We start from the raw sequence: 24,184 nt of genomic DNA, 5'->3' as shown, positions 1-24,184 counted from the left end.
GGAACTTCCTCGTTCTGCGGAACTGCTCGGCCGTACGCCCGGATCTCTCTACCCAGCGGACGGGTGGATCATGCCGTCGCGTGGCGGCTATCGCAGCCAGTCGAGGCAGACGATGACGGCGTCGTCATCCGGCTCGACGTCGGCATGATAATCGCGTAACGCTCTCATGACGGTACCCACTGCCTCGGCCGGTGGCTGCAATCGCGTCCGGCGCAATGCGCTCAACAGGGCGGAAGTGCCGTACTCCGGCCGGCCGGCGGGCGCGGCGGCGTGCACGCCGTCGCTCACCACGAGCAGGCGGTCGCCCGGTTCGAGCTGGAACTTCTGGGTCTCGTAGCGGCTGTCGCCGAACATGCCGAGCGGCAGCTGCTGGTCGAGGCTGACCGTGCGGATGTCGCCCTCGTGGGCGATCAGCGCGCGCGGGGAGCCGGCGTCGACCGCCTCGACCGCGCCGTCGGTCAGGTCGATCTCCAGCAGCAGGGTGGCCACGTGGGAGGCGCCGCCGTAGCGGGAGTAGACGGCGTCGGAGGCCAGCTCGGCCTGCTCGACGATGTTGGCCCCGGAGCGGCGGGCGTTGCGCATCGCGTTCACCGCGATGGTGGTGAGCAGGGCCGCCTCGATGCCGTCGCCGTGGCCGTTGAGCACGGTCAGGGTCAGCCGGTCGCCGGTGAGGGCCCAGTCGTAGTGGTCGCCGTACATGGCGTACGCCGGTTCGAGCTGACCGGCCAGTTTGAACCGCTCGCCGGCCAGGGAGCGGCCGGGCAGCAGCGCCCATTGCAGCTCGGCGGCCATGGTGAGGCGCTGCCGCCGGGAGACCTGGCGATAGCGGTCGGTGTCCTTCTCGGCCGCGCGCAGGGCGATGGCCAGCTCGTCGGCGAGGCCGCTGAGCTGCTCGACGAGGTCGGGGCCGGCCGGTTCGGCCAGCTCGACCCGGAGCACACCGAGCCGGTCGCCCCACACGGTCAGCGGCAGCAGCACCCGGGGCGCGGCGGCGTCGGCCAGCGGCAGCTGGCTGCCGAAGACGCGCAGTTCGAGGCGGCCGCCGGAGGCGCCCTCGGGTTCGAGCACGGGCCAGAGCGAACTCATGGTCAGGTCGCTCAGGAAGATCTCCATCCCGGTGACCGGGGGAAGGTTGGCACGCAGGTGCTCGGCCGCCACTTCGGGCAGGCGATCGGGTGGTGCCGCACGCAGAAGCGAGCCGACGGATGCCGGGCGGGTGGTCACGCGATCGTCCTTCCTGTCAGTGTGCGTGGGACGGGCCCATGGCAATAGTTGCCGCAGAGCAAGCATCATAGGTGCTTGCTCGCGACCGGGTGACACGAGGTCAGGCGAACGACTTCTCGAAATGGATGAGGCTGCCGCAGCGGGGGACCGAGTGCATGCGCACGTTCTCTCCCAGCGCCTTGATCAGCATCAGGCCGCGCCCGTGCTCGGTCGAGGAGGACGGGGGCGTACCCGGCATGCCGGGATCAAAACCCGGCCCGTCGTCGCTCACATCGATCGAGCACCTGTCGTCGGCCACGTCGAGACAGACTTCGAAGGTGTCAGTGCCGCTGGCGTGCCGCACGACGTTCGAGCACGCTTCGGTGATCGCGATCTCCAGGTCGTCGGAGTCGTTGCGGTTCACGTGCAGGACGTCGAGAGCGGAGCGCAGCAGCCGGCGAACGGCGGGAACGCTGCCCGCCTCGCGGGGTAGGGCCAGCCGGACTGTCATACGCATGTGGTCTTGTTTCCCGGTACGGTCGCGCGTTAATCGCAGAAACGTGTTATCCGAGGTGGGCGGGGCCGTCTCCCTTTCCGACGACGCCCCGAGGGAAGGCAGGACCATGGCGGACCAACCCGACATCGCCACCGTTATCGCCGCGCGTGCCGGCGACCCGGTGGCCGTCGACCGGCTGGTGGCCGGCTACCTGCCGCTGGTCTACACGATCGTCGGCCGGGCCCTGGAGGGTCACGCCGACGTCGACGACGTGGTGCAGGACGTCATGCTGCGGGTCCTGCGCAACCTCGGCGACCTCCGCGAGCCCGAGGCGTTCCGGTCCTGGCTGGTCGCGATCACCGTGCGGCAGGTGCGCGAGCGCTTCCGGGCCCGCCGCGGCGCCCCCGAGGCGCTGCTCCACGAGGACCTGCGCGACCCCGGCGCCGACTTCACCGACCTGGCGATCACCCGGCTCGAGCTCTCCGGCCAGCGCCGCGAGACCGCCGAGGCGACCCGCTGGCTCGACGAGGACAACCGCGAGTTGCTCTCGCTGTGGTGGCTCGAGGCCTCCGGCGAGCTGACCCGCGACGAGATCGTGGCCGCCACCGACGTGACCCGCCAGCACGCCGCCGTCCGCGTGCAGCGGATGAAAGGCCAGCTCGAGACGGCCCGAGTGGTCGTACGGGCTCTCGCCGCCGCCCCGCCCTGCCCCGACCTCCAAGCGGTCACCGCCGAGTGGGACGGCCGGCCGAGCGCGCTGTGGCGCAAGCGCATCGCCCGGCACACCCGCGACTGCCGCTACTGCTCACCGTCGTGGAACGGTCTCGTGGCGGCCGAGCGGCTGCTGGCCGGCATGGCCCTCGTGCCGCTGCCGGCCACGTTGCTGGGCAAGGGCCTCACGATCGGTGGCGCCGCCGGGGCCAAGGCCGGCGTGGGCGCCCACGTCGCGACCAAGGTCGGCCTCGGCCTCTCGCAGAAGGTGCTGACCGCGGCCCTGGCCACCACGGCGGTCGTCGGCGGTGGGGTGGCCGTCGTGGTCACCCAGCAGCCCGACCCGCCGAAGGTCGCCACGGCCGCGGTGCAGGCGCCCGCGCCGGCGCCGGCGACGACCCGTCCGTCGCCCACCCCGTCGAAGACGTCGGCCGCGCCGTCACCCACGCCGTCGAAGACGCCCACCCTGAAGCCGACCAGCGCGGCCCCGATCGTGATCCCGGCCAAGGAGAGCAAGAAGAAGGGCGTCGGGGTCTGGAAGTTCACCGGGTCGAAGGCGGCGCTGGCCGACGTCGGCGCGGGCTGGTACTACAACTGGGGCCCGAACAACAACGACGTCCCCGGCCCGTCCGGCGTCGAGTTCGTCCCGATGGTCTGGGGCAAGGCGAACGTCACCGACGCCACCCTGTCCGAGGTCAAGAAGGAGGGCGACGTCCTACTGGGCTTCAACGAGCCCGACATGGGCGGTCAGGCCAACATGACCGTCGAGGACGCCCTGGCCGCCTGGCCCAAGCTCCAGGCGACCGGCATGCGCCTGGGCAGCCCCTCGGTGGCGTACGGCGGTGACACCCCCGGCGGCTGGCTCGACCGCTTCATGAGCGGGGCCGAGGCCAAGGGCTACCGCGTCGACTTCATCACCCTGCACTGGTACGGGTCCGACTTCAGCGCGGCCGCGGTAAACCAGTTCCTGGGGTACGTCGACGCGGTGCACAAGCGTTACAACAAGCCGATCTGGGTCACCGAGTTCGGCCTGATGAACTTCTCCGGTACGCCCAAATATCCCACCCAGGCGCAGCTGGTGACCTTCATCAAGGGCACCACCAAGGGCTTGGAGAGCAGGTCCTGGCTTGAGAGGTACGCCTGGTTCGGGCTCCCGGCCGTCGGCGACAGCGTGGATTTCGGTCTTTACCAGGACGGTGACAGTCCGACCGAGGCCGGTAAGGCGTACAAGGCCGCGGGTTAGTGTCGTGAACATGATTCGGTTCGGGTACAAGGCTTCGGCGGAGCAGTTCCCGCCGTCGGAACTTCTCAACTACAGCGTGCTGGCCGAGGAGCTCGGCTTCGACTCGGTCTTCGTCAGCGACCACCTCCAGCCGTGGCGGCACGACGGCGGTCACGCGCCGGCCGCGCTGCCGTGGCTGGGCGCCCTGGCCGCCCGCACCGAGCGGATCCTGATCGGCACGAGCGTGCTGACACCGTCGTTCCGCTACCACCCGGCCGTGGTGGCCCAGGCGTTCGCCACGCTGGGCTGCCTGGCCCCGGAGCGGGTCGTGCTGGGCGTGGGCTCGGGCGAGTCGCTCAACGAGGTGCCGCTGGGCATCCCGTGGCCGGACGGCAAGGAGCGCTTCGCCCGCCTCAAGGAGGCCGTGCAGCTCATCCAGAAGCTGTGGCGCGAGGACAGGGTGACGTTCGACGGGCAGTTCTACCAGACCGAGAACGCCACGATCTACGACAAGCCGGAGATCCCGGTGCCGATCTACATCGGCGCTTCCGGCCCGTCCGCGACCCGGCTGGCCGGCCGCATCGCCGACGGTTTCATCACCACCAGCGGCAAGGGCCGGGAGCTGTACACCGACACGCTGCTGCCGGCGGTGCGCGAGGGCGCCGAGAAGGCCGGTCGCAAAATCGACGACCTCGACCTGCTGATCGAGGTGAAGGTGTCGTTCGACGACGACCATGAGAAGGCCCGCCAGGACACCCGGCACTGGGGCGCGCTGGCGCTCACCCCCGACGAGAAGACCGGCGTCGAGGACCCGATCGAGATGCAGCGCCTCTCCGACGAGCTGCCGGTCGAGCGCACGGCCTCACGCTGGATCGTCTCGTCCGACCACGACGAGCACGCCGAGAAGATCGCCGAATATCTCGACATGGGCTTCAAGCACCTGGTCTTCCACGCTCCGGGCCCCGACCAGGAGCGTTTCCTGCGCCTCTACAGCGAGAAGATCCTGCCGCAGCTGCGCTCTAGGGTTTCTTGACCGACCGCAGCCGGCCCCGGCGGCCGCCGGCCGGGCCCGCACCTTCGCCGTTGATGACGCGAAGGTCGGGCTGCGACTGGCGGCCGGCGATCCGCCGGCGCCGGGCGCCCACTTCGCCGGGCTGCTTGGGCGCGCGGGGCAGAGGAAGCCAGGCATCCTCGGCGGCGCGCGGCTGAACATCGGGCCCGAAGAGCGGCTCAGGATGCGAGGCCGGATAGGGCGCCACCGGAGGGTTCTGCCCACGCCAAAGATCCCGAACGGGCGGCGAGGCCCGATGCGACGGACTCCAGATCGGCTCCCCGGTAGCCCGCCGATCAGCTTGCCGCCACACGGCAGCCGTCGTCCGCTCCCGCCCACCGGCCAAGCCTGGCCCGCCGGCCGGGCCTGGCCCGCCAGTCAAGCCCCGCCCGCTGGCCGTGCCGCCGCCGCTTTCGTGGCCCGCCAAGCCTTCGCCGCCCGCCAGCCCTCGGCCTCCCTCCGAGCCGCCGCCGCTCGCCGAGCCTTGATAGCCCCCGGTGCTTCCGCTCGCCGAGCCGCGAGGGCCCCCGGTGCTCCCGCCGCTCGCCAAGCCGCGAGGGCCCGCGGCGTTCCCGCCGCTCGTCCAGCCGCGAGGGCCCGCAGCGCCTCCGCCGCTCGCCGAGCCTTTGCGGCCCATCAACCCTCTGCCGCCCTCTCGGCCTTCATGAATCCGACTTTCCCGATTTGGCCGGCGCCTCGAGCGGTCGGTGGAGCGCGGCTCGGGAGTGATCCGATAGCCGGGACCGTCTTGTTCCAGGCGGAACCCAGGTCCGTACTGAACGCGCGGAACGTTCGAAGCCGCGGTCGGGAAGGAGGTAGCGGTGGGGAAGGCGGCCGAAGGTTTGGTCGGGGAAAGGGGCGCGGCCGGCAACGAGGACGTGGTCGCGGACGAGGTGTTGGGCTGAGAAGGCGACGTGGCGCGGAGAGCGGTCACGAACGAGGACGTGTCCGATGACGGCCGACCGTGTGAGCGACGGTTGGCGCGCTCGCGCAAAGCGGTGCGCAACCAATGGTGGAGGCGGGGGCGATCGTCGCGGTGAGTGCGCCTGATCGGGGGGAACGCCACGCTCGGGACCTCGGTCACCCCCAGGCCTCGCGTGGCCGGACGGATCGTCAAGAGTGGGGCGATCTCCGGGCCCTCGCCCCACGAGGCGCCCGCCCTCATGGAGGGGTCCGGCAGGTTCAGCTGGTCGACCGCGTCCCGCCAGAGCGCGGTGTACCCGAAACCGGGGTCGGTGCGGCGCGTGCCCAGCAGCACGTTCAGGCACCAGATCAGGATCAGGTCGGCCCAGCGGCGGAACCGGCCGCCGGTCAAGTCGCGGCCCCCGGCCACGTAGCGCGAACCCGTCACCACGTCCGCCCCGGCCACCAGCGCCGCCACGAAGCGCGGGATCTCGGCCGGGTCGGTCGAGCCGTCGCCGTTCAGGGTCACCACCACGTCGCCCCGGGCCGCCGCTATTCCGGACGCGAGCGCATTACCCGGGCCCGGCCGGGTAGGAGACACCACGACGGCGCCGGGTCGCAGGCTCCTCGCCGCCACGGCGGCCGCCGAACCGGCCTCGGCCACCACCACGACCTCGTCGACCGGTGGCAGGCCGCGCAGCAGCAGCGGCAGGCCCGCGGGGTCCCGGACGGGAAGGACGACGCTCACTGAGGGTGACGATGGTCGGGCGCGGTTCGTCGCTGGGGGAAGCGGCGAAGGAAGCATGGCGGTGCTCCTCAAGCTTGTTTCTGATCTTCGAAACTACCGGCCGGCAACCGTTCAGCAACTCCTCGGTTCGGCCGAGGAAGATCGTTCCCGTGGTTCGAACCGGCCGTTGAGCGGACACCCTGCGTACAAAAGCATGATTAGGTTTGTCGGAGCGTCTCTTGCGAGGGGAACGGCTGTGAAACTGGGTTTGCACATCTCGAACTTCACCTGGCCCGAGGGGGCGCCGAGGCTGGGGCCGGTGCTCGGTGAGGTCGCCTCGGCCGCCGACGAGGCCGGCTTCGAGCGGATCAGCGTCATGGACCACCTGTGGCAGATCCAGGCCATCGGGCCGGCCGAGTGGGACATGCTCGAGGCGTACACCGCACTGGGCTTTCTGGCCGCGCACACCAAGCGGGCCAAGCTGCTGACGCTGGTGACCGGCGTCGTCTATCGCGAGCCGGGCCTGCTGGCCAAGGCGGTGACCACGCTCGACGTCCTCTCCGGCGGCCGGGCCATCCTCGGCATCGGCGCCGCCTGGAACGAGGAGGAGTCGATCGGGCTCGGGCTGCCGTTCCCGCCGACCAAGGAGCGCTTCGAGCGCCTCGAGGAGGCGCTGAAGATCTGCCGGCAGATGTTCGACGGCGACGAGACGCCGTTCGAGGGCACGCACTACCGGCTGGGCCGGCTCCTGAACTCGCCGCGGCCGCTGAGCCGGCCGCGCCCGCCGATCCTGATCGGTGGCGGCGGTGAGAAGAAGACGCTGCGGCTGGTGGCGCAGTACGCGGACGCCTGCAACCTGTTCCCCGGTCCGCAGTTGCAGCACAAGCTCGACGTGCTCAAGCAGCACTGCGAGGACGTGGGCCGCGACTACGACGAGATCCAGAAGACCGTGATGGTGCCGTTCGACCTGGGTGAGAAGGGCGAGCGGGTCGGCGAGATCATCGAGACGCTGACCCGGCTGGCCGGGATGGGCTTCGAGGTCGGGCACGGCGGCCTGCGCAACGTGTGGGACACCAAGCAGTTCGAGATCTTCGCCAAGGAGATCGTGCCGGCGGCGGAGGCGCTGTGACCATCTCCGCGGTGATCTTCGACCTCGACGGCGTCATCATCGACACCGAGGAGGTGTGGGAGGACGTGCGGCGGTCGTACGTGGCGTCGTACGGCAGGTCCTTCCTTCCCGATTCTCAAGATCGCATGATGGGCATGAGTACGGGGGAGTGGTCCACCCACCTCGCCGAGGAGGTGGGAGTTCCCCGTACACCGGCGGAGGTCGCGGCCGACGTTCTGGGCCAGATGGCCGAGCGGTACAAATCCGATTTGCCGCTCATCTCAGGCTCGGTAGAGACGGTGAAGCGGCTGGGGGAGCGCTTCACGCTCGGGCTGGCCAGCTCGTCGGCCCGGATCCTGATCGACCAGGTGCTGGCCACGGCAGGGCTGACCGATGCCTTCGAGGTGACCATGTCGACCGAGGAAGTGCCGCGGGGCAAGCCGGCGCCGGACGTCTATCTGGCCGTCGCCGGCAAGCTCGGAGTCAAGCCCGGGGATTGCGCGGCGATCGAGGACTCCAGCAACGGCCTGCGCTCGGCCGCCGCCGCCGGGATGGCGGTGATCGCCGTCCCGCACGGCGTCTATCCACCGGCGGCGGACGCGCTCGCCGGAGCGTCGCTGGTCATCGACCGCCTGCCGGATCTGACGGCCGAAGCGGTCGCGGCTCTGCGGTGAGCTCCAGGTTCGTGGCCCGGTCGGCCGCGATCTTGAAGGTCAGGTCGAGGAACCACTTGCGGTTGTTGAGGTAGTTCCGCAAACGGATGCCCCGCGCCGACTTGGGAGCGAGGAACCGGCCGGTCGTGTCGCCGCCCTTCTGGGTGCCGCGCGCGAACCGGCCGATCCTTTTCTCGTACGCCGGAAAGGCCACCCGATGGTCGCCACGCGCGGCCGCCAGTTCGGCCGCGAGCACGTACGCGCACACCAGCGCCGTCCCGTTGCCCTGCCCGCCGATGGTGGCCCCGCTGGCCGCGTCGCCGACCAGCGCGATCCGGCCGCGGGTCCACTCGGGGGCGTCGACACGGCAGATCTGGTCGAAGTAGAGGTCGTCGCCCATCGCGGCCAACAGCTCCGGCGCCCGCCAGCCCATACCGGCGTACCGCTCGCGCAGGATCTTCTGGGCGGCGGCGGGGTCGTGGCGGTCGTACTCGATCTTGTCGGAGGCGAACGCCGCGAAAACGCCGTCGCCGCCGCTGCTGATCATGCGACCGGGCTCGTTGTAGAGCAGCATGTCGCGCGAGGCGGCCGGCGCGCCCCAGGTCGCCACGTAGTAGCCCAGGTGTTTCACGAAGCGCTCCTCGGGCCCGAAGGTCAGCCGCCGCACCCGTGAGTGCACGCCGTCGGCCCCGACGACCAGGTCGAAGGTGCGCTGCTGGCCGCTCGCGAAGGTGACGTCGACGCCGCCCTCGTGCTCGTCGAGCGCGGCGATGCTGTCGCCGAACAGATAGCCGGTGTGCCCGGCGCCGGCCGCGACCAGGACGCGGGCCAGGTCGCCCCGGCGCACCTCGAGGTCGCCACCGGCCAGGCCGGCCGGCCACTCCATCAGCTTGGCGCCGTCGGCGTCGACGAAACGCATCGCCGTGCCGCCGGTCTGCACCGCCCGCAGATCGTCGAGCACGCCCATCCGCTCCAGCAGGCCCATGTGCAGGGGACCGCGGAAGTCGACCGCGTTGCCGCCGGTGCGCAGCTCGGGGGCGATCTCGACGATCGTCGGCCGGATGCCGAAGCGGCCGAGCCAATAGGCGAGCGCGGGGCCGGCGATGCTCGCGCCGGAGATGAGGACATCCATGTCAGGCCTCCGAGAAACTGTGTCCAACGGACTCGGTTTATTTCTGTGTACGATAGACACAGTTCCGAGGGAGGGCAAGATGTTTTTCTGGGAGGAGCGTCCGCGGACCCGCGGCCCGAAACCGGCGCTGACGCTGAGTCAGATCGCCGATGCCGCGATCGCGGTAGCCGACGCCGAGGGGCTGGCCGCGGTCACCATGCAGCGGGTGGCGGCCGAGCTCGGCTTCACGAAGATGTCGCTCTACCGCTACGTGCCGGGCAAGACCGAGCTGGTGGCGGTGATGCTCGAGCAGGCGCTCGGCGCACCGCCCCCGGTGAGCGGGCCCTGGCGTGAGGCGCTCACGATGTGGGCGACGTCCCTGCTCGACCGTTATGCCGGGCATCGGTGGGCGCTGGAGGCGACCAGCGGGAAGCGCCCGATCGGCCCGAACGAGCTGGCCTGGATGGAGAGCGCCCTGTCCGTGCTGCCGGCCGGGCTGACCGGGGCCGAGCGGATGGACGCCGTGGCCGCCGTGGCCGGCCAGGTCCGCATGATCGCCGGGCAGGCCGATACGGCCGAGAGCGAGCTGACCGCCGCCATCGGGCTCGTCCTGCGTGAGCATCCGGACCGCTTCCCGGCCCTGGCCGCGGCGGTCGCCGACGCCGCCGAACGGGGCGGCGCCGACCAGGCGTTCGACTTCGGCCTGAGCCGGATCCTCGACGGCGTCGACGTGCTGTTACGTGACAGGTAGTGCGAAGGACACATCGAGGTGTGAAAGATCTTCGTCTCGGGTAGCCCATGGCGACTTTTGCCATGGAGGTGGCCTGTGGAGGTACTTGCGGCGAGCGGCCTACGGCTCGACCTCGACATCTTCGATTACCTGATTCTGATCCTCTACTTCGGCACGGTGCTCGGTGTGGGCTTCGCGGCGCGGAGAGCGATCAAGACGAGCGCGGACTTCTTCCTGTCCGGCCGCTCGATGCCGGCCTGGGTCACCGGTCTCGCGTTCGTCTCGGCGAACCTGGGCGCGCTGGAGATCCTGGGCATGGCCGCCAACGGCGCCCAGTACGGTCTGATGACCCTGCACTACTACTGGATCGGCGCCGTGCCCGCCATGGTGTTCCTCGGCATCGTGATGATGCCGTTCTACTACGGCTCCAAGGTGCACAGCGTCCCCGAGTTCCTGCGGCGGCGCTTCAACAACTCGACACACCTGTTCAACGCGGTCAGCTTCGCGGTGGCCCAGGTGCTCATCGCCGGCGTGAACTTGTTCGCGCTGGCACTGATCCTGCAGGCACTGCTCGGCTGGCCCCTGTGGGTCTCGATCGGGCTGGGCGCCGCCATCGTGCTGATCTACATCGGCGTCGGCGGTCTCTCCTCGGCCATCTACAACGAGGTCCTCCAGTTCTTCGTGATCCTGGCCGGCCTGCTCCCGATCACCATCGTCGGCCTGGTCAAGGTCGGCGGCATCGACGGCCTGTTCGAGAAGGTGCGGCAGAGCCCGCTCGGCGAGGCCGGCCTGCACACCTGGGCCAACACCGGCACCAGCGACAACCCGCTCGGCGCGAACTGGATCGGCATCATCTTCGGCCTGGGCTTCGTGCTGTCGTTCGGCTATTGGACGACCAACTTCGCCGAGGTGCAGCGGGCGCTGTCGGCCAAGGACATGAGCGCGGCCCGGCGTACCCCGATCATCGGCGCCTTCCCGAAGCTGCTGATCCCGGTCGTCACCGTCGTCCCCGGTCTGATCGCGCTGGTCACGGTCAAGGGCCTGGGCGCCGAGTCGGGCGACCTCACCTACAACAACGCGATCCCGCTGCTGATGCGCGATCTGCTGCCCAACGGCGTGCTCGGTGTCGCGGTCACCGGTCTGCTGGCCTCGTTCATGGCCGGCATGGCGGCCAACGTGAGCGGTTTCAACACCGTCTTCACGTACGACATCTGGCAGCCCTACATCCGCAAGGGCCGCAGTGACGACTACTACCTGAAGGTCGGCCGCTGGGCCACGTTCGGCGGCGTGGTCATCGGCATCGGCACCGCCTTCATCGCGGCCGGCTACGACAACATCATGAACTACATCCAGGCGCTGTTCTCGCTGTTCAACGCGCCGTTGTTCGCGACCTTCATCGTCGGCATGTTCTGGAAGCGGATGTCGGCCTGGGCCGGTTTCTGGTCGCTGCTGCTCGGCTTCCTGGCCTCGCTCGCCCTCTACCTGGGCCACATCACCGACGCCATCCACTTCAACTCCGACCTGGAGGAGAGCTTCTGGGGCGCCGGCGCCGCCTTCGTGACCGCGGTCGTGGTGGCCGTCCTGGTCACGCTCTTCACCCCGCCCAAGCCGGAGGAGGAGCTGCGCGGCCTGGTCTACGGCCTCGGCGGCACCAGCACCAGCGGCGAAGTGATCATCTCGGGGGACAAGGTGTGGTGGCGTAACCCGGTCCTGCTCGGCGCGATCGCGGTCGTGCTGGCATTCGTCCTGTACATCCCGGTCTGGTAAGGAGAACCGTCATGGCTGAGGAAAAGCGGAAAGCGTCCGCGGCCGCACGTCTCTTCGACGTCCGGCGGGTGATCGGCGGCCTCTTCGTCGTGTACGGCGTGATCGTCACCCTGCTCGGGATCTTCGACAACCAGGCGGAGATCGACAAGGCCGAGGGCGTACGGATCAACCTGTGGATGGGCCTGGCGATGCTGGCCCTGGGCCTGCTGTTCCTGCTCTGGCTGCGGCTCAGCCCGCCCGAGCCGCCCAAGGCCAAGCCCGAGGACGAGGGCGAGGGCGAGGGCGAATGATTGTCGGGGCGGTGTGACCTGGGTGCGCTCAGGTTGCACCGCCCCATACTTTCGCAAGGTGGCGCCCGGCGTCCGATAGACAGGGCATGGAACGCGTCGCCCCCATCAGCTACGCCACCGGCGGCGGGTCACGATCCGCCGGGTGGCAACAACAGGTCAGAGTCGACTACGTGGTCAACAAGGTCATGCAGACCCACCGAGGCCGGGCCGAGGACTCGGTCGCGCAGGCCATCCACGACCAGCTCCGCGCCGTCGGCGTGGTCCCCAACGGCCGCCAGATCGCGGTGTACGCCGCCGCGATCTCGGCCCTTCCGGAACTACCACCCAGCAGGAAATAGCTTCAGGCCGCGGGGAACCGCAGGATCCGGTCATCGCCGTCCTGCGGATCCCCGCGGCCGTCTCTGTTCGAGGTGGTGAGCCAGAGCGCGCCGTCGGGCGCGGTGACCACCGTCCGCAGCCGCCCGTACGTGCCGGTGAACTCGGCCCTCGGCTCGCCGCCGTTCAGCGGAACCACCCACAGCCGCTCGCCGCGCAGACCGGCCACGTAAAGGTCGTCACCGGCGACCGCGGCGCCCGAGGGTGAGGCCTCGTCGGTCGACCACTGCACGATCGGATCCACGTACCGGCCGTCGCCGGCCTTGCCCTCGGCCCCGGGCCATCCGTAGTTCTTGCCCGGCTCGATCACGTTGACCTCGTCCCACGTGTTCTGGCCGAACTCGACGCCGTACATCTTCCCGTCCGCGCCCCAGGCCAGGCCCTGCACGTTGCGGTGGCCCATCGACCACACCCGCGAGCCCGCGGTGGGGTTGCCGGGCGCGGCCGCGCCGTCCCGGGTGATCCGCAGGATCTTGCCGTTCAGGTCGTCCCGGTCCTGCGAGGCGCCACCGTCGCCGGCGTCACCCGTCCCCACGTAGAGGAAGCCGTCGGGCCCGAACGCCAGCCGGCCTCCGTTGTGCACGCCCGCCTTGTCGATCCCGTCCAGGATGACCTTGGTCTTCTTCTCGGCGTCGAACCGCACGATCCGGTTGTCGTCGGCGGCGGTGAAGTAGGCGTACACAAATTTGTTCTGCTCATAGTCGGGGTCGACGGCGATGCCGAGCAGGCCGCCCTCGCCCTGAGCCGACACACCGTCGACGTGATAGGCCGTCGTGGGATCGCCACCGCCGGCCGGGATCCGCAGGATGTCGCCGCTCTCCCGCTCGCTGACCAGGGCGCTTCCGTCGGGGAGGAAGGCGAGGCCCCAGGGCACCTCGATGCCGGTGGCGATGGTCTGCGCCTGCCCCAGCCTGAGCCCGGTGGCCGTCTCCGAGGCAGACGCCGAGGGTGCGGGGGCATAGGTGGCCTGTCCCTTGGGCGTGCTCTCCGCTTCCGAACATCCCACGAGCAACGCTGTTCCGGCGGCGGCGAAGGCGAGACGGGTGCGATTCATGGCCCAACGGTGCCACGCCCCGGCGAACTTCACCCATTCGCCAGACTCGCGATCCGGGTTCGTCCGAAGATGGGGCCGCGCGGTGCGACGGCCGTGCAGGGCGGAGATGCAGCGCGGTGCGAGCTACGGCGCGACCCTTCCGGGCCGCGATTCTCACGGTCATCACCCTGCTGACGTACGGGGTGACGCCCACCCGGGCCGCGGCGGCCGCCTTCGTCATCACGTGGAAGACCTGCCCCGAGAACGAGGCGGTCCAATGCGGAACCATGCGGGTCCCCGCCAACTGGGCGAACCCGGCCGGCCCGACCGCGATGCTGACGATCGCCCGCCGCAAGGCCGCCGACCCGGCCCGCCGCGTCGGCGCGCTGCTGGTCAACCCGGGCGGCCCCGGCGGCTCGGCGGTCGACTTCACGTTGAGCGCCACCACGTTCTTCGGCGAGGATCTGAGGGCCCGCTTCGACATCGTCGGCATGGACCCGCGGGGCGTCGGCCGGAGCACCCCGGTGCTCTGCTCCCGCGACCTGGTCGACGCCCAGCCCGACCCCTTGATCAACTCCCAGAAGGCGTACGACGCCACCATGGCGTACAACCGCAAGCTGGCCGCCGACTGCGCCGGCCGCACCGGCCCGGTCTTCCCCCACGTCGACACGGCGAGCGTGGTCCGCGACATGGACGCCGTCCGCGCCGCCCTGGGTGAACAGAAGATCAGCTTTTACGGTGCGTCCTACGGCACCCTGATGGGCCAGCAGTACGCCCAGTTCTACCCGTCCCGGCTGCGGGCCCTGGTGCTGGACAGCGTGATGGACCACGGCGCCGACCTGAATCGCTTCCTGACCGAGGAGACGGACGCCGCCGAGGACGCGTTCCACCAGTTCATCGCCTGGTGCGCCCGCGACACCCAGTGCATCCTGCGGGGCCAGAACGTCGAGAAGGTCTGGTCGGACGCGGTCGCGCGGGCCCGGGCCGGCACCCTGCGTAATCCGTACGACCCACCCCGTCCGCTCACACTGGCCGAGTTGATCGGCGCCGCGTTCGCGGCCTTCTACGAGCCCCAGTGGTATTCGTTCGCGTACTACCTGCGCGACGCCCTGGCCGCCAAGCCGACCGGCCGCCGGGCCCCGGCCCCGCCGGTCGATCTGACCGACCACAGTTTTCCGGCCGTGATCTGCGAGGACTGGCACCTGCCGGTGACCGGCTTCCCCGATCTGCGGCGGCGCCTTCAGGCGCTGGCCACGCGCTCGCCGCACATGCTGGTGTCACCGTTGGCGCTGTCGGCGCTGACGGGTTGCCTGGGCTGGCCGTCGCCGCCGGACAATCCGCAGAGCGCTTCCGGGCCTCCGCCGGCCACGATTCCGACCCTGTTGGTCAATTCCCGCCACGACCCGGCCACGGCCTATCCCTGGGCGCGGCGGGTGGCGGGGCAGTTGGGCCCGAAGGCGGCCCTGCTCACGTATGACGGGTGGGGCCACGTCATCTACAACCGGAGCCCGTGCGTGGCCGGCACGGTCGACAAGTACCTGACCGGCCTGACCCTGCCGGTCCCCGGCACGACGTGCCCGTCGGTGGAGCCGCAGCCGTTCGGCGTCGGCTGAAACCGCCGCTTTCGTTCAGCGGCGGCTCAGCGGGGTACAGAATGCCGCGATGACCTTGACCCGCTATGTCGGGGCTGCCGTGTGCGCCCGCCTCGCCGACGAGGGCGCCCGGGTGGCGATCCTCCTGCTCGCGCTCGATCGCACGGGTGACGAGGCGCTCGGCGGGCTGTTGATCGCGGCGCTGATGGTGCCGCACGTCGTGGCGGCGCCGATCACGGGCGCCCTCGCCGACGCCGTGCGCGGGCGGCGGCTTCTCTATTTTCTGGCTTTCCTGGGGTACGGCGGAGCGCTGCTCACCGGTGCCGAAATGATCGGCCGCGCCACCGCGGCCGCCGTCTCGCTCCTGATCTTCGCCGGATGCTGTGCTCCGCTGCTGATCGGCGGCCTGAGCAGCCTGCTCCCCGATCTCGTTCCGGGCCGGTTGGAGCGGGCGTTCGGGTTCGACGTGATGTCGTACAGCGTCGCCGGAATTGCCGGCCCGGCCCTGGCCGCCGTCCTCGCCGACCTGGCCGGCGCCTCCTGGTCGGTCGTCGGCCTGGTCGCCCTGGTCGTGGCCGGCGCCATCCTGGTCGCCTCCCTCCCGCTGCCGCGTGCGGACGGCAGCCCGGGCCCGAGGCGGATCCGGTCGCCGCTGGCCGGCCTCACGGTGATGGTGCGGCGGCCCCGGCTCGGCGCGGTCACCCTCGGGACGATCTTCAGCATGCTCGGGTTCGGCGCCCTGCCGCTGGTCGCGGCGCTGCTCGCCGACGAGGCGGGGCGGCACGAGCTGACCGGGCTCGTGCTGTCGGCGGGTGCCGCCGGTGGGCTGCTCACCTCGCTGCTGCTCACCAGGTGGCCGATCCGGCGCCGGCCGCCCGAGTGGGTGGTCGCCGTGTCGCTGGCCGCCACCGTGGTTCCGTTCCTTGTTCTCCTCGTGGTGCCCGCCGGCTGGGCCGGGCTGCCGCTCTTCGCCGTCGCCGGTGCGCTCGGGGTCCCGGTCTCGGTGGCGGTCTTCGCCGTACGGGACCAGGAGTCGCCGCCGGAGATCCGCACCCAGATCTTCACCCTCGGCGCCGGGGTCAAGGTCACCGCGGCCGCCACCGGCGCCGCGATAGCCGGGTTCGCCGCGCCCGCCGGAATCGTCGCTCTGCTGGCCGGGATCGCGGTCTGCCAGGCGCTCGGGGCGCTCGCCGTCGTCGTGGTGCCGCGGGTCACCCGCACGACCGGGCCGGTCGCGAGTATCGTTAGCCAGGCTAACTAGATTGGAGGCGCCGTTGAGTCGTCGCGCGCCCCGGGCGTCCATCGATCCGGATGTTCGCAAGACCTGGCTGCGCCGGGCGCTGCCGCTGGTCAAGGCCCACAAGACCCTGCTGATCACCTCGCTCACGCTGTCCTTCGCCGGGCTGATCGTGCAGGTGCAGATCCCCAACCTGGTGCGCATCGGCATCGACGACGCGGTGGTCGACCGCACCGGCGACCTGACCACGTACGTCTGGTGGATCGTCGGACTGGCCCTGGTCCAAGGTCTGATCAACTATCTGGCCCGGCTCTATCTGCTGCGCACCGCGTACGAGATGGAGTACGACCTGCGCAACATCGTCTACTCGCATCTGGTGCGGATGCCGTTCGGCTTCTACGACCGGGTGCAGACCGGCGAGCTGATGTCGCGCTCCGGTTCCGACATCCGCGCCGTGCAGATGTACCTGTCGTTCGGCCCCTCGATCCTCGTGCAGTGCCTGATCGCGGTCGTCGCCTTCGGGCTCATGCTCTCGATCAACGTGCCACTGGCCATCGTCGCCATGGTGACCATGCCGATCATCGGTGTTCTCGGCGTCAGCATGCGCAAGGCGATCTTCCCGGTGTCGTGGCTGATCCAGGCCCGCCTGGCCCAGCTGGCCACCGTCGTCGACGAGAACATTCAGGGTGTACGCATCGTGAAGGCCTTCGCGGCGGAGGGGCGCCAGCTGCGGTCGCTGGCCGAGAGCGCCGACCGGATCCGCTGGGCCTATCGCCAGGACGCGCGGATCCGCAGCCGCTGGAATCCGCTGCTGGACAACCTGCCCCGGCTCGGGCTGGCCCTGGTGTTGCTGGTCGGCGGGCTCATGGTGATCGACGGGCACACCACGGTGGGCACGATCGTCGCCTTCAACTCGTACATCCTGATGCTCCAGCCGCCGTTCCGGATGCTCGGCATGATGATCATGATGGGTCAGCGGGCGTCGGCGTCGGCCCGCCGTATCTACGAGATCCTCGATACGCCGTCGGACGTCGTCGACGGACCCGAGCCGGTCGTCGTGCCCTTGCGCGGTGAGCTTGCGTTCGAGGACGTCGTCTTCGCGTACCCCAATGGGACCGTCGCTCTTGACGGTCTGAACCTGCGCATCAGGCCGGGGGAGACCGTGGCGGTGGTCGGCGGGACGGGAAGCGGGAAGTCGACCCTCGGGCGGCTGGCCGCGCGGTTCTACGACGTGACGTCGGGCCGGGTGACCATCGACGGGCACGACGTGCGTGATCTGAGCCTCGCGTCACTGCGCGAGCAGGTGGGCATCGTGCCCGACGAGCCGTTCCTGTTCTCCCTCTCGATCAACGACAACATCGCGTACGGCAAACCGCACGCCTCCCGGGACGAGGTCGTCGCCGCGGCCGTGGCGGCCGGCGCCGACGAGTTCGTCCGGAACCTACCGGAGGGGTACGACACTGTGGTCGGTGAACGCGGCTACACGCTCTCCGGCGGTCAGCGGCAGCGGGTCGCGATCGCGCGGGCGCTGCTGGTCAACCCGCCGATCCTGGTGCTCGACGACGCCACCAGCGCCATCGACGTGACGGTCGAGCAGATGATCCACTCGTCGCTGCGCGACAAGATGCGTGGCCGCACAACGTTGATCGTCGCGCACCGCCTCTCCACGATCAGCCTGGCCGAGCGCGTGGTCCTGATGGCCGGCGGCCGCGTGATCGCCGACGGCACCCACGAGTCGCTGCTGGCCGGCGAGCCGCGGTATGCGGAAGTCCTAGCGGCGCAGGTGACGGCATGAGCATGTTCGGTGGCGGCTTCGGGGGCTTCAACGTCGGTGGCCGCCCGACCATGGGCGCGGCCGGCCGAAAAGGCAACGGCCTGCCGTTCGCCGGCATCCCCGACGACCTGGCCGAGGGCGTGGCCAAGCTCGAGTCACGCGAGCCCGAGCACGGCGACCCCGGCGTCCGCTACGACCCGAAGCGCGACCGGGGCGCCCGCATCTCGATCGGCCGGCTCCTGATCGGCCGCCCGGGCCTGCTGCTCGCCGCGTCCCTGGCCATCCTCGTCGAGACGCTGCTGTTGCAGGCCGGCCCCTACCTGGTGCAGGTCGGCATCGACCACGGCATCACCGACCGCAACGTCCGGGTGCTGGTCATCGCGACCGCCTGCTTCGTCGCCGCCATCCTGCTCACCGGCCTGGCCACCGCGGTCCGCATGCGCAAGAGCGGCCTGCTCGCCGCGGCCGCCACCCGCGACCTGCGGATCCGCATCTTCGCCCACCTGCAGCGCATGTCGCTCGACTACTACACGCGGGAGAAGGCCGGCGTCACCATGACCCGGATGACCTCCGACGTGGAGTCGTTGCAGAGCCTGCTCCAGGACGGCTTCGCCCAGTTCCTCATCCAGGGCCTGACCATGGTCGTGGTGACCGGCGTGCTGTTCCACTACAACGCCGAACTCGCGATCATCACGTTGGTGCTGGTCGTGCCGCCGCTGACGATCGCCTCGCTGTGGTTCCGGCACGCGGCCGACCGCGGCTACAACCGCCAGCGCGACACCATCGCCGCCATGTTCGCCGACCTGGCCGAGTCACTGAACGGCGTCCGCGTGGTCACCGCCCACAACCGCCAGGAGCGCAACGTCGTCGCCCACCGCGAGGTGGTCGGTTCCTACCGCGACGCGAACGACTGGACGGGCCGGATCAACGCCATCTACGGTCCCGGCACGTCGGTGATCGGCCTGATCGCGATGGCGGTGATGCTGCTGCTCGGCGGCCGGATGGTGCTGCGCGGCGAGCTGACGGTAGGGGAGTTGACCGCGTTCGTCCTCTACATCAACTCGTTCTTCCAGCCGGTGCAGCAGCTGGTCCAGCTCTACACCCAGTACCAGCAGGGCAAGGCGGCCATCGGCAAGATCCGCGGCCTGCTCTCGTCCGAGCCCTCGGTGGTCCCCGGCACGCAAACCCTCCCCCCGGTCGAGGGCGAGATCGTCTTCGACGGCGTGACGTTCGGCTACCTGCCCGACCGCCCGGTGCTGGAGGGCGTCGACCTGCGGATAGCCCCCGGCGAGACGATCGCCTGCGTGGGACCGACCGGCGCCGGCAAGTCCACCTTGGCCAAGCTGGTGACCCGCTTCTACGACCCTTCTTCAGGCAAAATCACGATTGATGGGTACGATCTGCGCGACGTGACCTTGGAGTCGTTGCGCCGCCAGATCGGCGTCGTCCCGCAGGAGCCGTTCCTGTTCGCCGGCACGCTCCGCGACAACATCGCCTTCGCCCACCCGTCAGCAACCGACGAGGAAGTGTGGGCCGCCGTGGACGCGGTGGGCCTGCGCGACCTGGTCGAGCGTTCCCCCGAGGGCCTGGACACCCCGTTGCACGAGCGCGGTCAGTCCGTCTCGTCGGGCGAGCGCCAGTTGCTGGCCCTGGCCCGCGCTTTCCTGGCGTCCCCGCGCGTGGTGGTTCTGGACGAGGCGACGTCGAGCCTGGACCTGCGCTCGGAGCTGCGCGTAGAGGCCGCCCTAGACGCGTTGCTGGAGGGCCGAACGGCGATCCTGGTCGCCCACCGCCTGTCCACGGCGATGCGCGCCGACCGCATCATCGTGGTGGACGACCACCGCATCATCGAGTCCGGCTCCCACACCGAACTGGTAGCCGCCGGCGGCGCCTACGCCGCGATGTTCGAGACGTGGGCCGCCCACTCCCACTAGAACCCCCACCCACGACATAGTCGTCGGCGTGGCGTGGCGTGGCGTGGCGTGGCGTGGCGTGGCGTGGCGTGGCGTGGCGTGGCGTGGCGTGGCGTGGCGTGGCGTGGCGTGGCTCGGGGCGGCGCAGTGGCACGTTGTGGCGATGTTCTCCGTCCGAGCGGGCGCATCGGCGGCGAGTCTGGTAGGCAGGGATAGACCGTCAGCTCTGCCTACTTCGGAGGATCGATGCGGATCTTGCCGGTACTAGCTGCACTTACTCTGTCGGCGACGGCGCTCGCCGCACCGACACCGGCCCTGGCCGCCGCCCCAGCTTTGGCCGCCGCCCCAGGTCTGGCCGCCGCCCCAGCTTTGGCCGGCACCCCGGCTCTCGGGCCCACAGCCACCGGTTACGGCGGCGCCGTCGCCACCGTCGACCCGACCGCGACCGCCGTCGGCATCGACGTGCTGCGCCGTGGCGGCAACGCCGTCGACGCCGCCTTGGCCGCCGCCGCGACGCTCGGCGTGACCGAGCCGTTCTCGGCCGGCATCGGTGGTGGCGGCTTCTTCGTCTACTACGACGCCCGCAAACGTGCGGTCTCCACCATCGACGGCCGCGAGTCGGGCCCGGCCACGATGAAGGAGACCCACTTCATCGACCCGGCCGACGGCCTGCCCTTCGACTTCCCCGAGGCGCGAGTCTCAGGCCTTTCCGTCGGTACGCCCGGCACACTCGCCACCTGGGAGACAGCCGCCCGCAAGTGGGGCACCCGTTCGCTGGCCAGCCTTCTCCAGCCGGCCGCGAAGGTCGCCGACCGCGGGTTCACCGTCGACGCGACCTTCCGCCAGCAGGTGGCCGACAACGCGGCCGCCTTCGGCCAGTTCCCCGCGACCAGCGCCATCTACCTGCCCGGCGGCGCTCCTCCGGCCGTCGGTTCCACGCTGCGCAACCCGGACCTGGCCGACACGTACCGCCTGATCGCCCGCAAGGGCACCGGCGTCCTCTACAACGGCCCGGTCGGCGCCGACATCGTCCGCACCGTGCAGAATCCCCCGGTCGCCACGACCCCGATCGGCTCGTGGGCCTACCCGATCCGCCCCGGCACGCTCACCACGGCCGACCTGCGCAACTATCGGGTGCGCACGCCCGCCCCGACCCGCTCGGACTTCCGCGGCCTGACCGTCTACGGCATGTCGACCCCGTCCAGCGGCGGCGTGGCGGTCAGTGAGGCCCTGAACATCCTGGAGAACAAGAAGGTCACCCCGCAGAACGCCTTGCACTACTACCTGGAGGCGTCGGCCCTGTCGTTCGCCGACCGCAACCGCTACGTAGGCGCGAACACCCCCCAACCAGTCCTGAACAAGCTGGTATCCGACCGCTGGGCCGCCCAGCGCGCCTGCCAGATCAACCCGGCCCGCGCCCTGACCAAGCCCGTCCCGCCCGGCGACATCACCGCTTCCGGCTGCACCCCGGCCACCGTTGGCGGCCCCACCGAGCAGGGCATGAGCACCACGAACCTGACGGTCGCCGACAAGTGGGGCAACGTCGTCGAGTACACCTTCACGATCGAGCAGACCGGCGGCAACGCGATGGTCGTCCCCGGCCGGGGCTTCCTGCTGAACAACGAGCTGACCGACTTCAACTTCACCAACACCCAGGCCCCCGCCGCCGACCCGAACCTGCCCGGCCCCAACAAGCGCCCCCGCAGCTCGATGTCGCCGACAATCGTCCTGAAGGACGGCAAGCCGTTCCTGGCCCTCGGCTCACCCGGCGGAGCCACCATCATCACCACCGTCCTCCAGGTCTTGGTCAACCGCCTGGTCCTGGGCCAGTCCCTCCCTTCCGCGATGGCCGCTCCCCGCGCTTCCCAGCGCAACTCGGCGGGCATCCAGGCCGAGCCCGCCTTCCACACCACTTACGGCCCCGCGCTCACCGCGCTGGGCCACACCTTCGGCCCCGACGTCCCCGAGCTGGGCGCGGCCACCGCCATCGAGCTGACCCCCCGAGGCAGCTTCATAGCATCGGCCGAACCCACCCGCCGAGGAGGCGGCGCCGCCGCGGTAGTCCACCCCACCCGCTGACCCCAGCGAGCTGAGCCCGAGGGGCATGATCGGGAGACCGGTCATGCCCCTCGATCTATGAGATCGACAACCTGTACTCTTCGCCGTCGTGCGCCCGCTTTTCGTGATCGCCGTTGCTGTGCTGGCCGGCTTCATCATCAGTCCTCTGCTGCGTGCCAACGCCGCCTGCACGCCGAGCCCCGCGGCCTCGGCGTCCACAGTGACCTTGACCAAGTGGAACGACGAGCAGGTCGCCAACGCCCGTCTCATCGTCACCATCGGCAACGAGCGCCGAGTGCCGAACCGCGGCCTGGTGATCGCGGTCGCCACCGCCCTGCAGGAGTCCGGCCTGCGCAACCTGCGCGGCGGCGACCGTGACTCCATCGGCCTGTTCCAGCAGCGCCCCAGCCAGGGCTGGGGAACCCCCAAGCAGCTGTCCGACCCGGGCTACCAGACCCGAAAGTTCTACGACAAGCTGCTCACCATCGACGGCTGGCAGACGATGCGCCTCACCGACGCCGCCCAGGCCGTACAGATCTCGGCCTTCCCGAACGCGTACGCCAAGCACACCACCTCCGCCACCCGTCTGGTCGAGGCGTTGACCGCTCCAACCGAGTCCTGCGCCTCCGTCTAGGTGCGGCTCCGGTCGTAGCGCCGCACACTCCGGACCGGGCCGCCGCATGACTCGCAGCGCTCGTGGACGGCCAGGCGCCGGTGAAGCCCGACCGCCAAGAGCAGCAGGGCGACTGAGCTGACCCCGACCAGGACGGCAGTCGCGGCCATTGCGGAATACGTGCTGTTCGGCTCTCCAGAGATCGCCCGCGTCAGCTCTTGCACCGTGATGAGGCCGATCGGCCCCAGCAGGATCAGTAGGGCCCAGCCGCCGCGGCCCTGCCCCATCACGCCGAGGCCTACCGCGATCGCGAGCGACACGGCCAGCAGGATGAGACCGACCGCCGTCATCATGTAGCCGATCTCGGAATCGAAATAGATCATGGTGTACTCGATTCCGGGCCGGACGATCGCGGCCGCCGCCGCGCCGGCCGCGAGGGGCAGCAGTCTCTCGATAAGGGGAAGGTGACCGGCGCCGAGCGCCAACACCCCGAGCGCGAACTGCGGTAGCAGCATGTGGAGTGGCGGCCGGTGGACCTCGGTCACGGCGGAGAGCGGCACCGCGGCCACGGTCGCCAGCAGCGCCACCCCGATCACCGCTCGCGACCACTGAGGACGCACGGCGAACGCGAAGGCCGCCAGCAACCACAGCGCCCACACGACGGCCCCGAGCGACGTGATCGGCCCTAGCTGCGGAACCGCCCGCGAGGGGATCTCCGGCGGGAGCGGAGCGGACTCGACGACCGCCCAGATCGCGGCCAGGGCCGTGGCCGTCGCCATGGCGAGCAGCCCGGCAAGGCGCAGGCCGGGACGCAGCTCGGTGACGTCGGTGGCCCGCAGATGCTGGCGGGCTCCGCCGGCGGCCAGGTCGGCGATGTCGCGTGAGGATGGTCGTCGCCTGCCGGGCGGCGCGAGCTCGAGATAGGTGCTGACGATCTCGGATTCGCGCTCGTGCCGGTAGGCGGCCGGGTAGAAGAGCCGGACCAGGAGCTGATAGCGGCGTTCCAAGGTGCTCATGCCCATCCTTCGTTGAGCCGGGGGATCTTGCGGAGGCGTTCGGTGGCCGCCTCGACGTTGCGGCGCATGCGTTCGGTCTCTTCCACGAGGGTCTCGCCGCCCTGCTCCGACAACCGGTAATACCGGCGCAGCCGGCTGTCGACCACCTCCTCGTGGTCGACCTCGACCAGGCCGGCGTCGACGAGCCGGTCGAGCGCGCCGTAAAGCGTGCCCGGCCGCAGCGTCACCCGCCCGTCGGACAGCCGGCTCACCTCGGTGATAAGCCCGTAGCCATGCAGGGGCTCGCCGGCGAGCGCGGTCAGGATCAGGAAAGTCGGTTCCCGTAGCGGTGTTTCCACGTCTCGAAATATATCGGCTGCGAAGGTATAGTCAATGCCCTCAGCGAGGATGGTCCGAGCGAAACGCGGGTATAGCCCATGCATGAGCGACGAGAAGACAGCAGGTGGAGCCAGCACGGATCAGCACGTCACGGGCGTGGAGGAGACCGGCGAGTTCACCACCGACAAGCCACCGACCGACACGACACCGGCCGACGGCAGCACCAACGTGGGCGTCAACGAGACGAAGGCCAACGCGCAGCAGGAGCCGCCCGATTAAGAAG

General features: G+C 70.3%; 22 protein-coding genes. 15 read left to right on the top strand and 7 right to left on the bottom strand.

The annotated features are described in order from the left end of the window. Window positions 1-87 precede the first annotated feature (87 nt). Window positions 88-1,224: a PP2C family protein-serine/threonine phosphatase gene (locus tag ACQP2X_RS38215; protein ID WP_498690292.1), complete on the bottom strand. Its 1,137-nt coding sequence runs from the start codon at window positions 1,222-1,224 to the stop codon at window positions 88-90. 100 nt (window positions 1,225-1,324) lie between these two features. Further along, window positions 1,325-1,720, bottom strand: coding sequence for an ATP-binding protein (locus tag ACQP2X_RS38210; RefSeq protein ID WP_498690291.1), 396 nt, complete (start codon window positions 1,718-1,720; stop codon window positions 1,325-1,327). A gap of 106 nt (window positions 1,721-1,826) precedes the next feature. Here ACQP2X_RS38210 and ACQP2X_RS38205 point away from each other — a divergent pair, with 106 nt between their 5' ends. Beyond that, complete coding sequence (locus ACQP2X_RS38205; RefSeq protein ID WP_498690289.1) at window positions 1,827-3,653, top strand: sigma-70 family RNA polymerase sigma factor; 1,827 nt, start codon at window positions 1,827-1,829, stop codon at window positions 3,651-3,653. A gap of 10 nt (window positions 3,654-3,663) precedes the next feature. Beyond that, window positions 3,664-4,665, top strand: a complete 1,002-nt coding sequence (gene fgd / locus ACQP2X_RS38200; RefSeq protein ID WP_498690287.1) for a glucose-6-phosphate dehydrogenase (coenzyme-F420) — start codon at window positions 3,664-3,666, stop codon at window positions 4,663-4,665. Here fgd and ACQP2X_RS38195 read toward each other — a convergent pair. Continuing rightward, window positions 4,652-6,334 carry a glycosyltransferase family 2 protein gene (locus ACQP2X_RS38195; protein ID WP_498690286.1) on the bottom strand — a complete coding sequence of 561 codons (1,683 nt, stop codon included), beginning with the start codon at window positions 6,332-6,334 and terminating at the stop codon, window positions 4,652-4,654. The two genes, fgd and ACQP2X_RS38195, sit on opposite strands and share 14 nt — an antisense overlap. 235 nt (window positions 6,335-6,569) lie before the next feature. Here ACQP2X_RS38195 and ACQP2X_RS38190 point away from each other — a divergent pair, with 235 nt between their 5' ends. Further along, on the top strand, window positions 6,570-7,442 hold the full coding sequence (locus ACQP2X_RS38190; RefSeq protein WP_498690284.1) for an LLM class F420-dependent oxidoreductase: 873 nt from the start codon (window positions 6,570-6,572) through the stop codon (window positions 7,440-7,442). Then, window positions 7,439-8,095 (top strand): HAD family hydrolase, encoded by a 657-nt coding sequence (locus tag ACQP2X_RS38185; protein WP_498690283.1) that lies wholly within the window; start codon window positions 7,439-7,441, stop codon window positions 8,093-8,095. Before ACQP2X_RS38190 ends, ACQP2X_RS38185 begins: the two co-directional genes overlap by 4 nt. Here ACQP2X_RS38185 and ACQP2X_RS38180 read toward each other — a convergent pair. Continuing rightward, a complete protein-coding gene (locus tag ACQP2X_RS38180; RefSeq protein WP_498690282.1) occupies window positions 8,043-9,206 on the bottom strand; it encodes an FAD-dependent monooxygenase in 1,164 nt (387 codons plus the stop codon). The genes ACQP2X_RS38185 and ACQP2X_RS38180 overlap by 53 nt on opposite strands. A 79-nt stretch (window positions 9,207-9,285) precedes the next feature. Here ACQP2X_RS38180 and ACQP2X_RS38175 point away from each other — a divergent pair, with 79 nt between their 5' ends. The 4 genes from ACQP2X_RS38175 (at window position 9,286) to ACQP2X_RS38160 (ending at window position 12,310) form a co-directional block, all read left to right on the top strand. Continuing rightward, complete coding sequence (locus ACQP2X_RS38175) at window positions 9,286-9,936, top strand: TetR/AcrR family transcriptional regulator (protein ID WP_498690279.1); 651 nt, start codon at window positions 9,286-9,288, stop codon at window positions 9,934-9,936. 75 nt (window positions 9,937-10,011) lie between these two features. Beyond that, window positions 10,012-11,682 (top strand): sodium:solute symporter family protein, encoded by a 1,671-nt coding sequence (locus ACQP2X_RS38170; protein ID WP_498690278.1) that lies wholly within the window; start codon window positions 10,012-10,014, stop codon window positions 11,680-11,682. 11 nt (window positions 11,683-11,693) lie between these two features. Beyond that, entirely contained in the window at window positions 11,694-11,972 is a 279-nt protein-coding gene (locus tag ACQP2X_RS38165; RefSeq protein ID WP_498690277.1) for a hypothetical protein, read from the top strand. A gap of 86 nt (window positions 11,973-12,058) precedes the next feature. Further along, a complete protein-coding gene (locus ACQP2X_RS38160) occupies window positions 12,059-12,310 on the top strand; it encodes a hypothetical protein (protein ID WP_498690276.1) in 252 nt (83 codons plus the stop codon). Between the two features lie 2 nt (window positions 12,311-12,312). Here the strand turns inward: ACQP2X_RS38160 and ACQP2X_RS38155 are convergent, their stop codons facing one another. Further along, window positions 12,313-13,401 (bottom strand): PQQ-dependent sugar dehydrogenase, encoded by a 1,089-nt coding sequence (locus tag ACQP2X_RS38155; protein ID WP_498690275.1) that lies wholly within the window; start codon window positions 13,399-13,401, stop codon window positions 12,313-12,315. A 116-nt stretch (window positions 13,402-13,517) separates the two neighbouring features. On the opposite strand from ACQP2X_RS38155, the gene ACQP2X_RS38150 reads away from it, so the two are divergent. From ACQP2X_RS38150 to ACQP2X_RS38125, 6 genes are all read left to right on the top strand, one after another. Then, on the top strand, window positions 13,518-14,993 hold the full coding sequence (locus ACQP2X_RS38150; RefSeq protein ID WP_498690273.1) for an alpha/beta hydrolase: 1,476 nt from the start codon (window positions 13,518-13,520) through the stop codon (window positions 14,991-14,993). A 49-nt stretch (window positions 14,994-15,042) separates the two neighbouring features. Beyond that, window positions 15,043-16,233, top strand: a complete 1,191-nt coding sequence (locus ACQP2X_RS38145) for an MFS transporter (protein WP_498690270.1) — start codon at window positions 15,043-15,045, stop codon at window positions 16,231-16,233. A gap of 13 nt (window positions 16,234-16,246) precedes the next feature. Continuing rightward, on the top strand, window positions 16,247-18,004 hold the full coding sequence (locus tag ACQP2X_RS38140; RefSeq protein WP_498690268.1) for an ABC transporter ATP-binding protein: 1,758 nt from the start codon (window positions 16,247-16,249) through the stop codon (window positions 18,002-18,004). Beyond that, window positions 18,001-19,917 carry an ABC transporter ATP-binding protein gene (locus tag ACQP2X_RS38135; protein WP_498690267.1) on the top strand — a complete coding sequence of 639 codons (1,917 nt, stop codon included), beginning with the start codon at window positions 18,001-18,003 and terminating at the stop codon, window positions 19,915-19,917. Before ACQP2X_RS38140 ends, ACQP2X_RS38135 begins: the two co-directional genes overlap by 4 nt. 225 nt (window positions 19,918-20,142) lie before the next feature. Then, window positions 20,143-21,975 (top strand): gamma-glutamyltransferase, encoded by a 1,833-nt coding sequence (gene ggt / locus ACQP2X_RS38130; RefSeq protein WP_498690264.1) that lies wholly within the window; start codon window positions 20,143-20,145, stop codon window positions 21,973-21,975. 88 nt (window positions 21,976-22,063) lie between these two features. Continuing rightward, window positions 22,064-22,588 carry a peptidase M23 gene (locus tag ACQP2X_RS38125; RefSeq protein WP_498690263.1) on the top strand — a complete coding sequence of 175 codons (525 nt, stop codon included), beginning with the start codon at window positions 22,064-22,066 and terminating at the stop codon, window positions 22,586-22,588. Here the strand turns inward: ACQP2X_RS38125 and ACQP2X_RS38120 are convergent. Continuing rightward, window positions 22,585-23,583, bottom strand: a complete 999-nt coding sequence (locus ACQP2X_RS38120) for a hypothetical protein (RefSeq protein ID WP_498690261.1) — start codon at window positions 23,581-23,583, stop codon at window positions 22,585-22,587. The genes ACQP2X_RS38125 and ACQP2X_RS38120 overlap by 4 nt on opposite strands. Continuing rightward, window positions 23,580-23,921 carry a PadR family transcriptional regulator gene (locus tag ACQP2X_RS38115; RefSeq protein WP_498690259.1) on the bottom strand — a complete coding sequence of 114 codons (342 nt, stop codon included), beginning with the start codon at window positions 23,919-23,921 and terminating at the stop codon, window positions 23,580-23,582. Before ACQP2X_RS38115 ends, ACQP2X_RS38120 begins: the two co-directional genes overlap by 4 nt. Before the next feature lie 82 nt (window positions 23,922-24,003). On the opposite strand from ACQP2X_RS38115, the gene ACQP2X_RS38110 reads away from it, so the two are divergent. Beyond that, window positions 24,004-24,180 (top strand): hypothetical protein, encoded by a 177-nt coding sequence (locus ACQP2X_RS38110; protein ID WP_498690258.1) that lies wholly within the window; start codon window positions 24,004-24,006, stop codon window positions 24,178-24,180. Window positions 24,181-24,184: the final 4 nt, after the last annotated feature.

Origin of the sequence: Actinoplanes sp. CA-131856 (genome assembly GCF_050956135.1) — a bacterium.
Classification (GTDB): domain Bacteria; phylum Actinomycetota; class Actinomycetes; order Mycobacteriales; family Micromonosporaceae; genus Actinoplanes.
The sequence above is the reverse complement of the archived record's forward strand: the minus strand, read 5'-3'. Positions and strand labels throughout refer to the sequence as shown.

Coding starts and splice junctions, on each gene's coding strand:
- ACQP2X_RS38120 (WP_498690261.1), bottom strand. CDS start 23,583: ATGAGCACCTTGGAACGCCGCTATCAGCTCCTGGTCCGGCTCTTCTAC.
- ACQP2X_RS38205 (WP_498690289.1), top strand. CDS start 1,827: ATGGCGGACCAACCCGACATCGCCACCGTTATCGCCGCGCGTGCCGGC.
- ACQP2X_RS38175 (WP_498690279.1), top strand. CDS start 9,286: ATGTTTTTCTGGGAGGAGCGTCCGCGGACCCGCGGCCCGAAACCGGCG.
- ACQP2X_RS38110 (WP_498690258.1), top strand. CDS start 24,004: ATGAGCGACGAGAAGACAGCAGGTGGAGCCAGCACGGATCAGCACGTC.
- ACQP2X_RS38180 (WP_498690282.1), bottom strand. CDS start 9,206: ATGGATGTCCTCATCTCCGGCGCGAGCATCGCCGGCCCCGCGCTCGCC.
- ggt (WP_498690264.1), top strand. CDS start 20,143: ATGCGGATCTTGCCGGTACTAGCTGCACTTACTCTGTCGGCGACGGCG.
- ACQP2X_RS38135 (WP_498690267.1), top strand. CDS start 18,001: ATGAGCATGTTCGGTGGCGGCTTCGGGGGCTTCAACGTCGGTGGCCGC.
- ACQP2X_RS38160 (WP_498690276.1), top strand. CDS start 12,059: ATGGAACGCGTCGCCCCCATCAGCTACGCCACCGGCGGCGGGTCACGA.
- ACQP2X_RS38165 (WP_498690277.1), top strand. CDS start 11,694: ATGGCTGAGGAAAAGCGGAAAGCGTCCGCGGCCGCACGTCTCTTCGAC.
- ACQP2X_RS38210 (WP_498690291.1), bottom strand. CDS start 1,720: ATGCGTATGACAGTCCGGCTGGCCCTACCCCGCGAGGCGGGCAGCGTT.
- ACQP2X_RS38155 (WP_498690275.1), bottom strand. CDS start 13,401: ATGAATCGCACCCGTCTCGCCTTCGCCGCCGCCGGAACAGCGTTGCTC.
- fgd (WP_498690287.1), top strand. CDS start 3,664: ATGATTCGGTTCGGGTACAAGGCTTCGGCGGAGCAGTTCCCGCCGTCG.
- ACQP2X_RS38145 (WP_498690270.1), top strand. CDS start 15,043: ATGACCTTGACCCGCTATGTCGGGGCTGCCGTGTGCGCCCGCCTCGCC.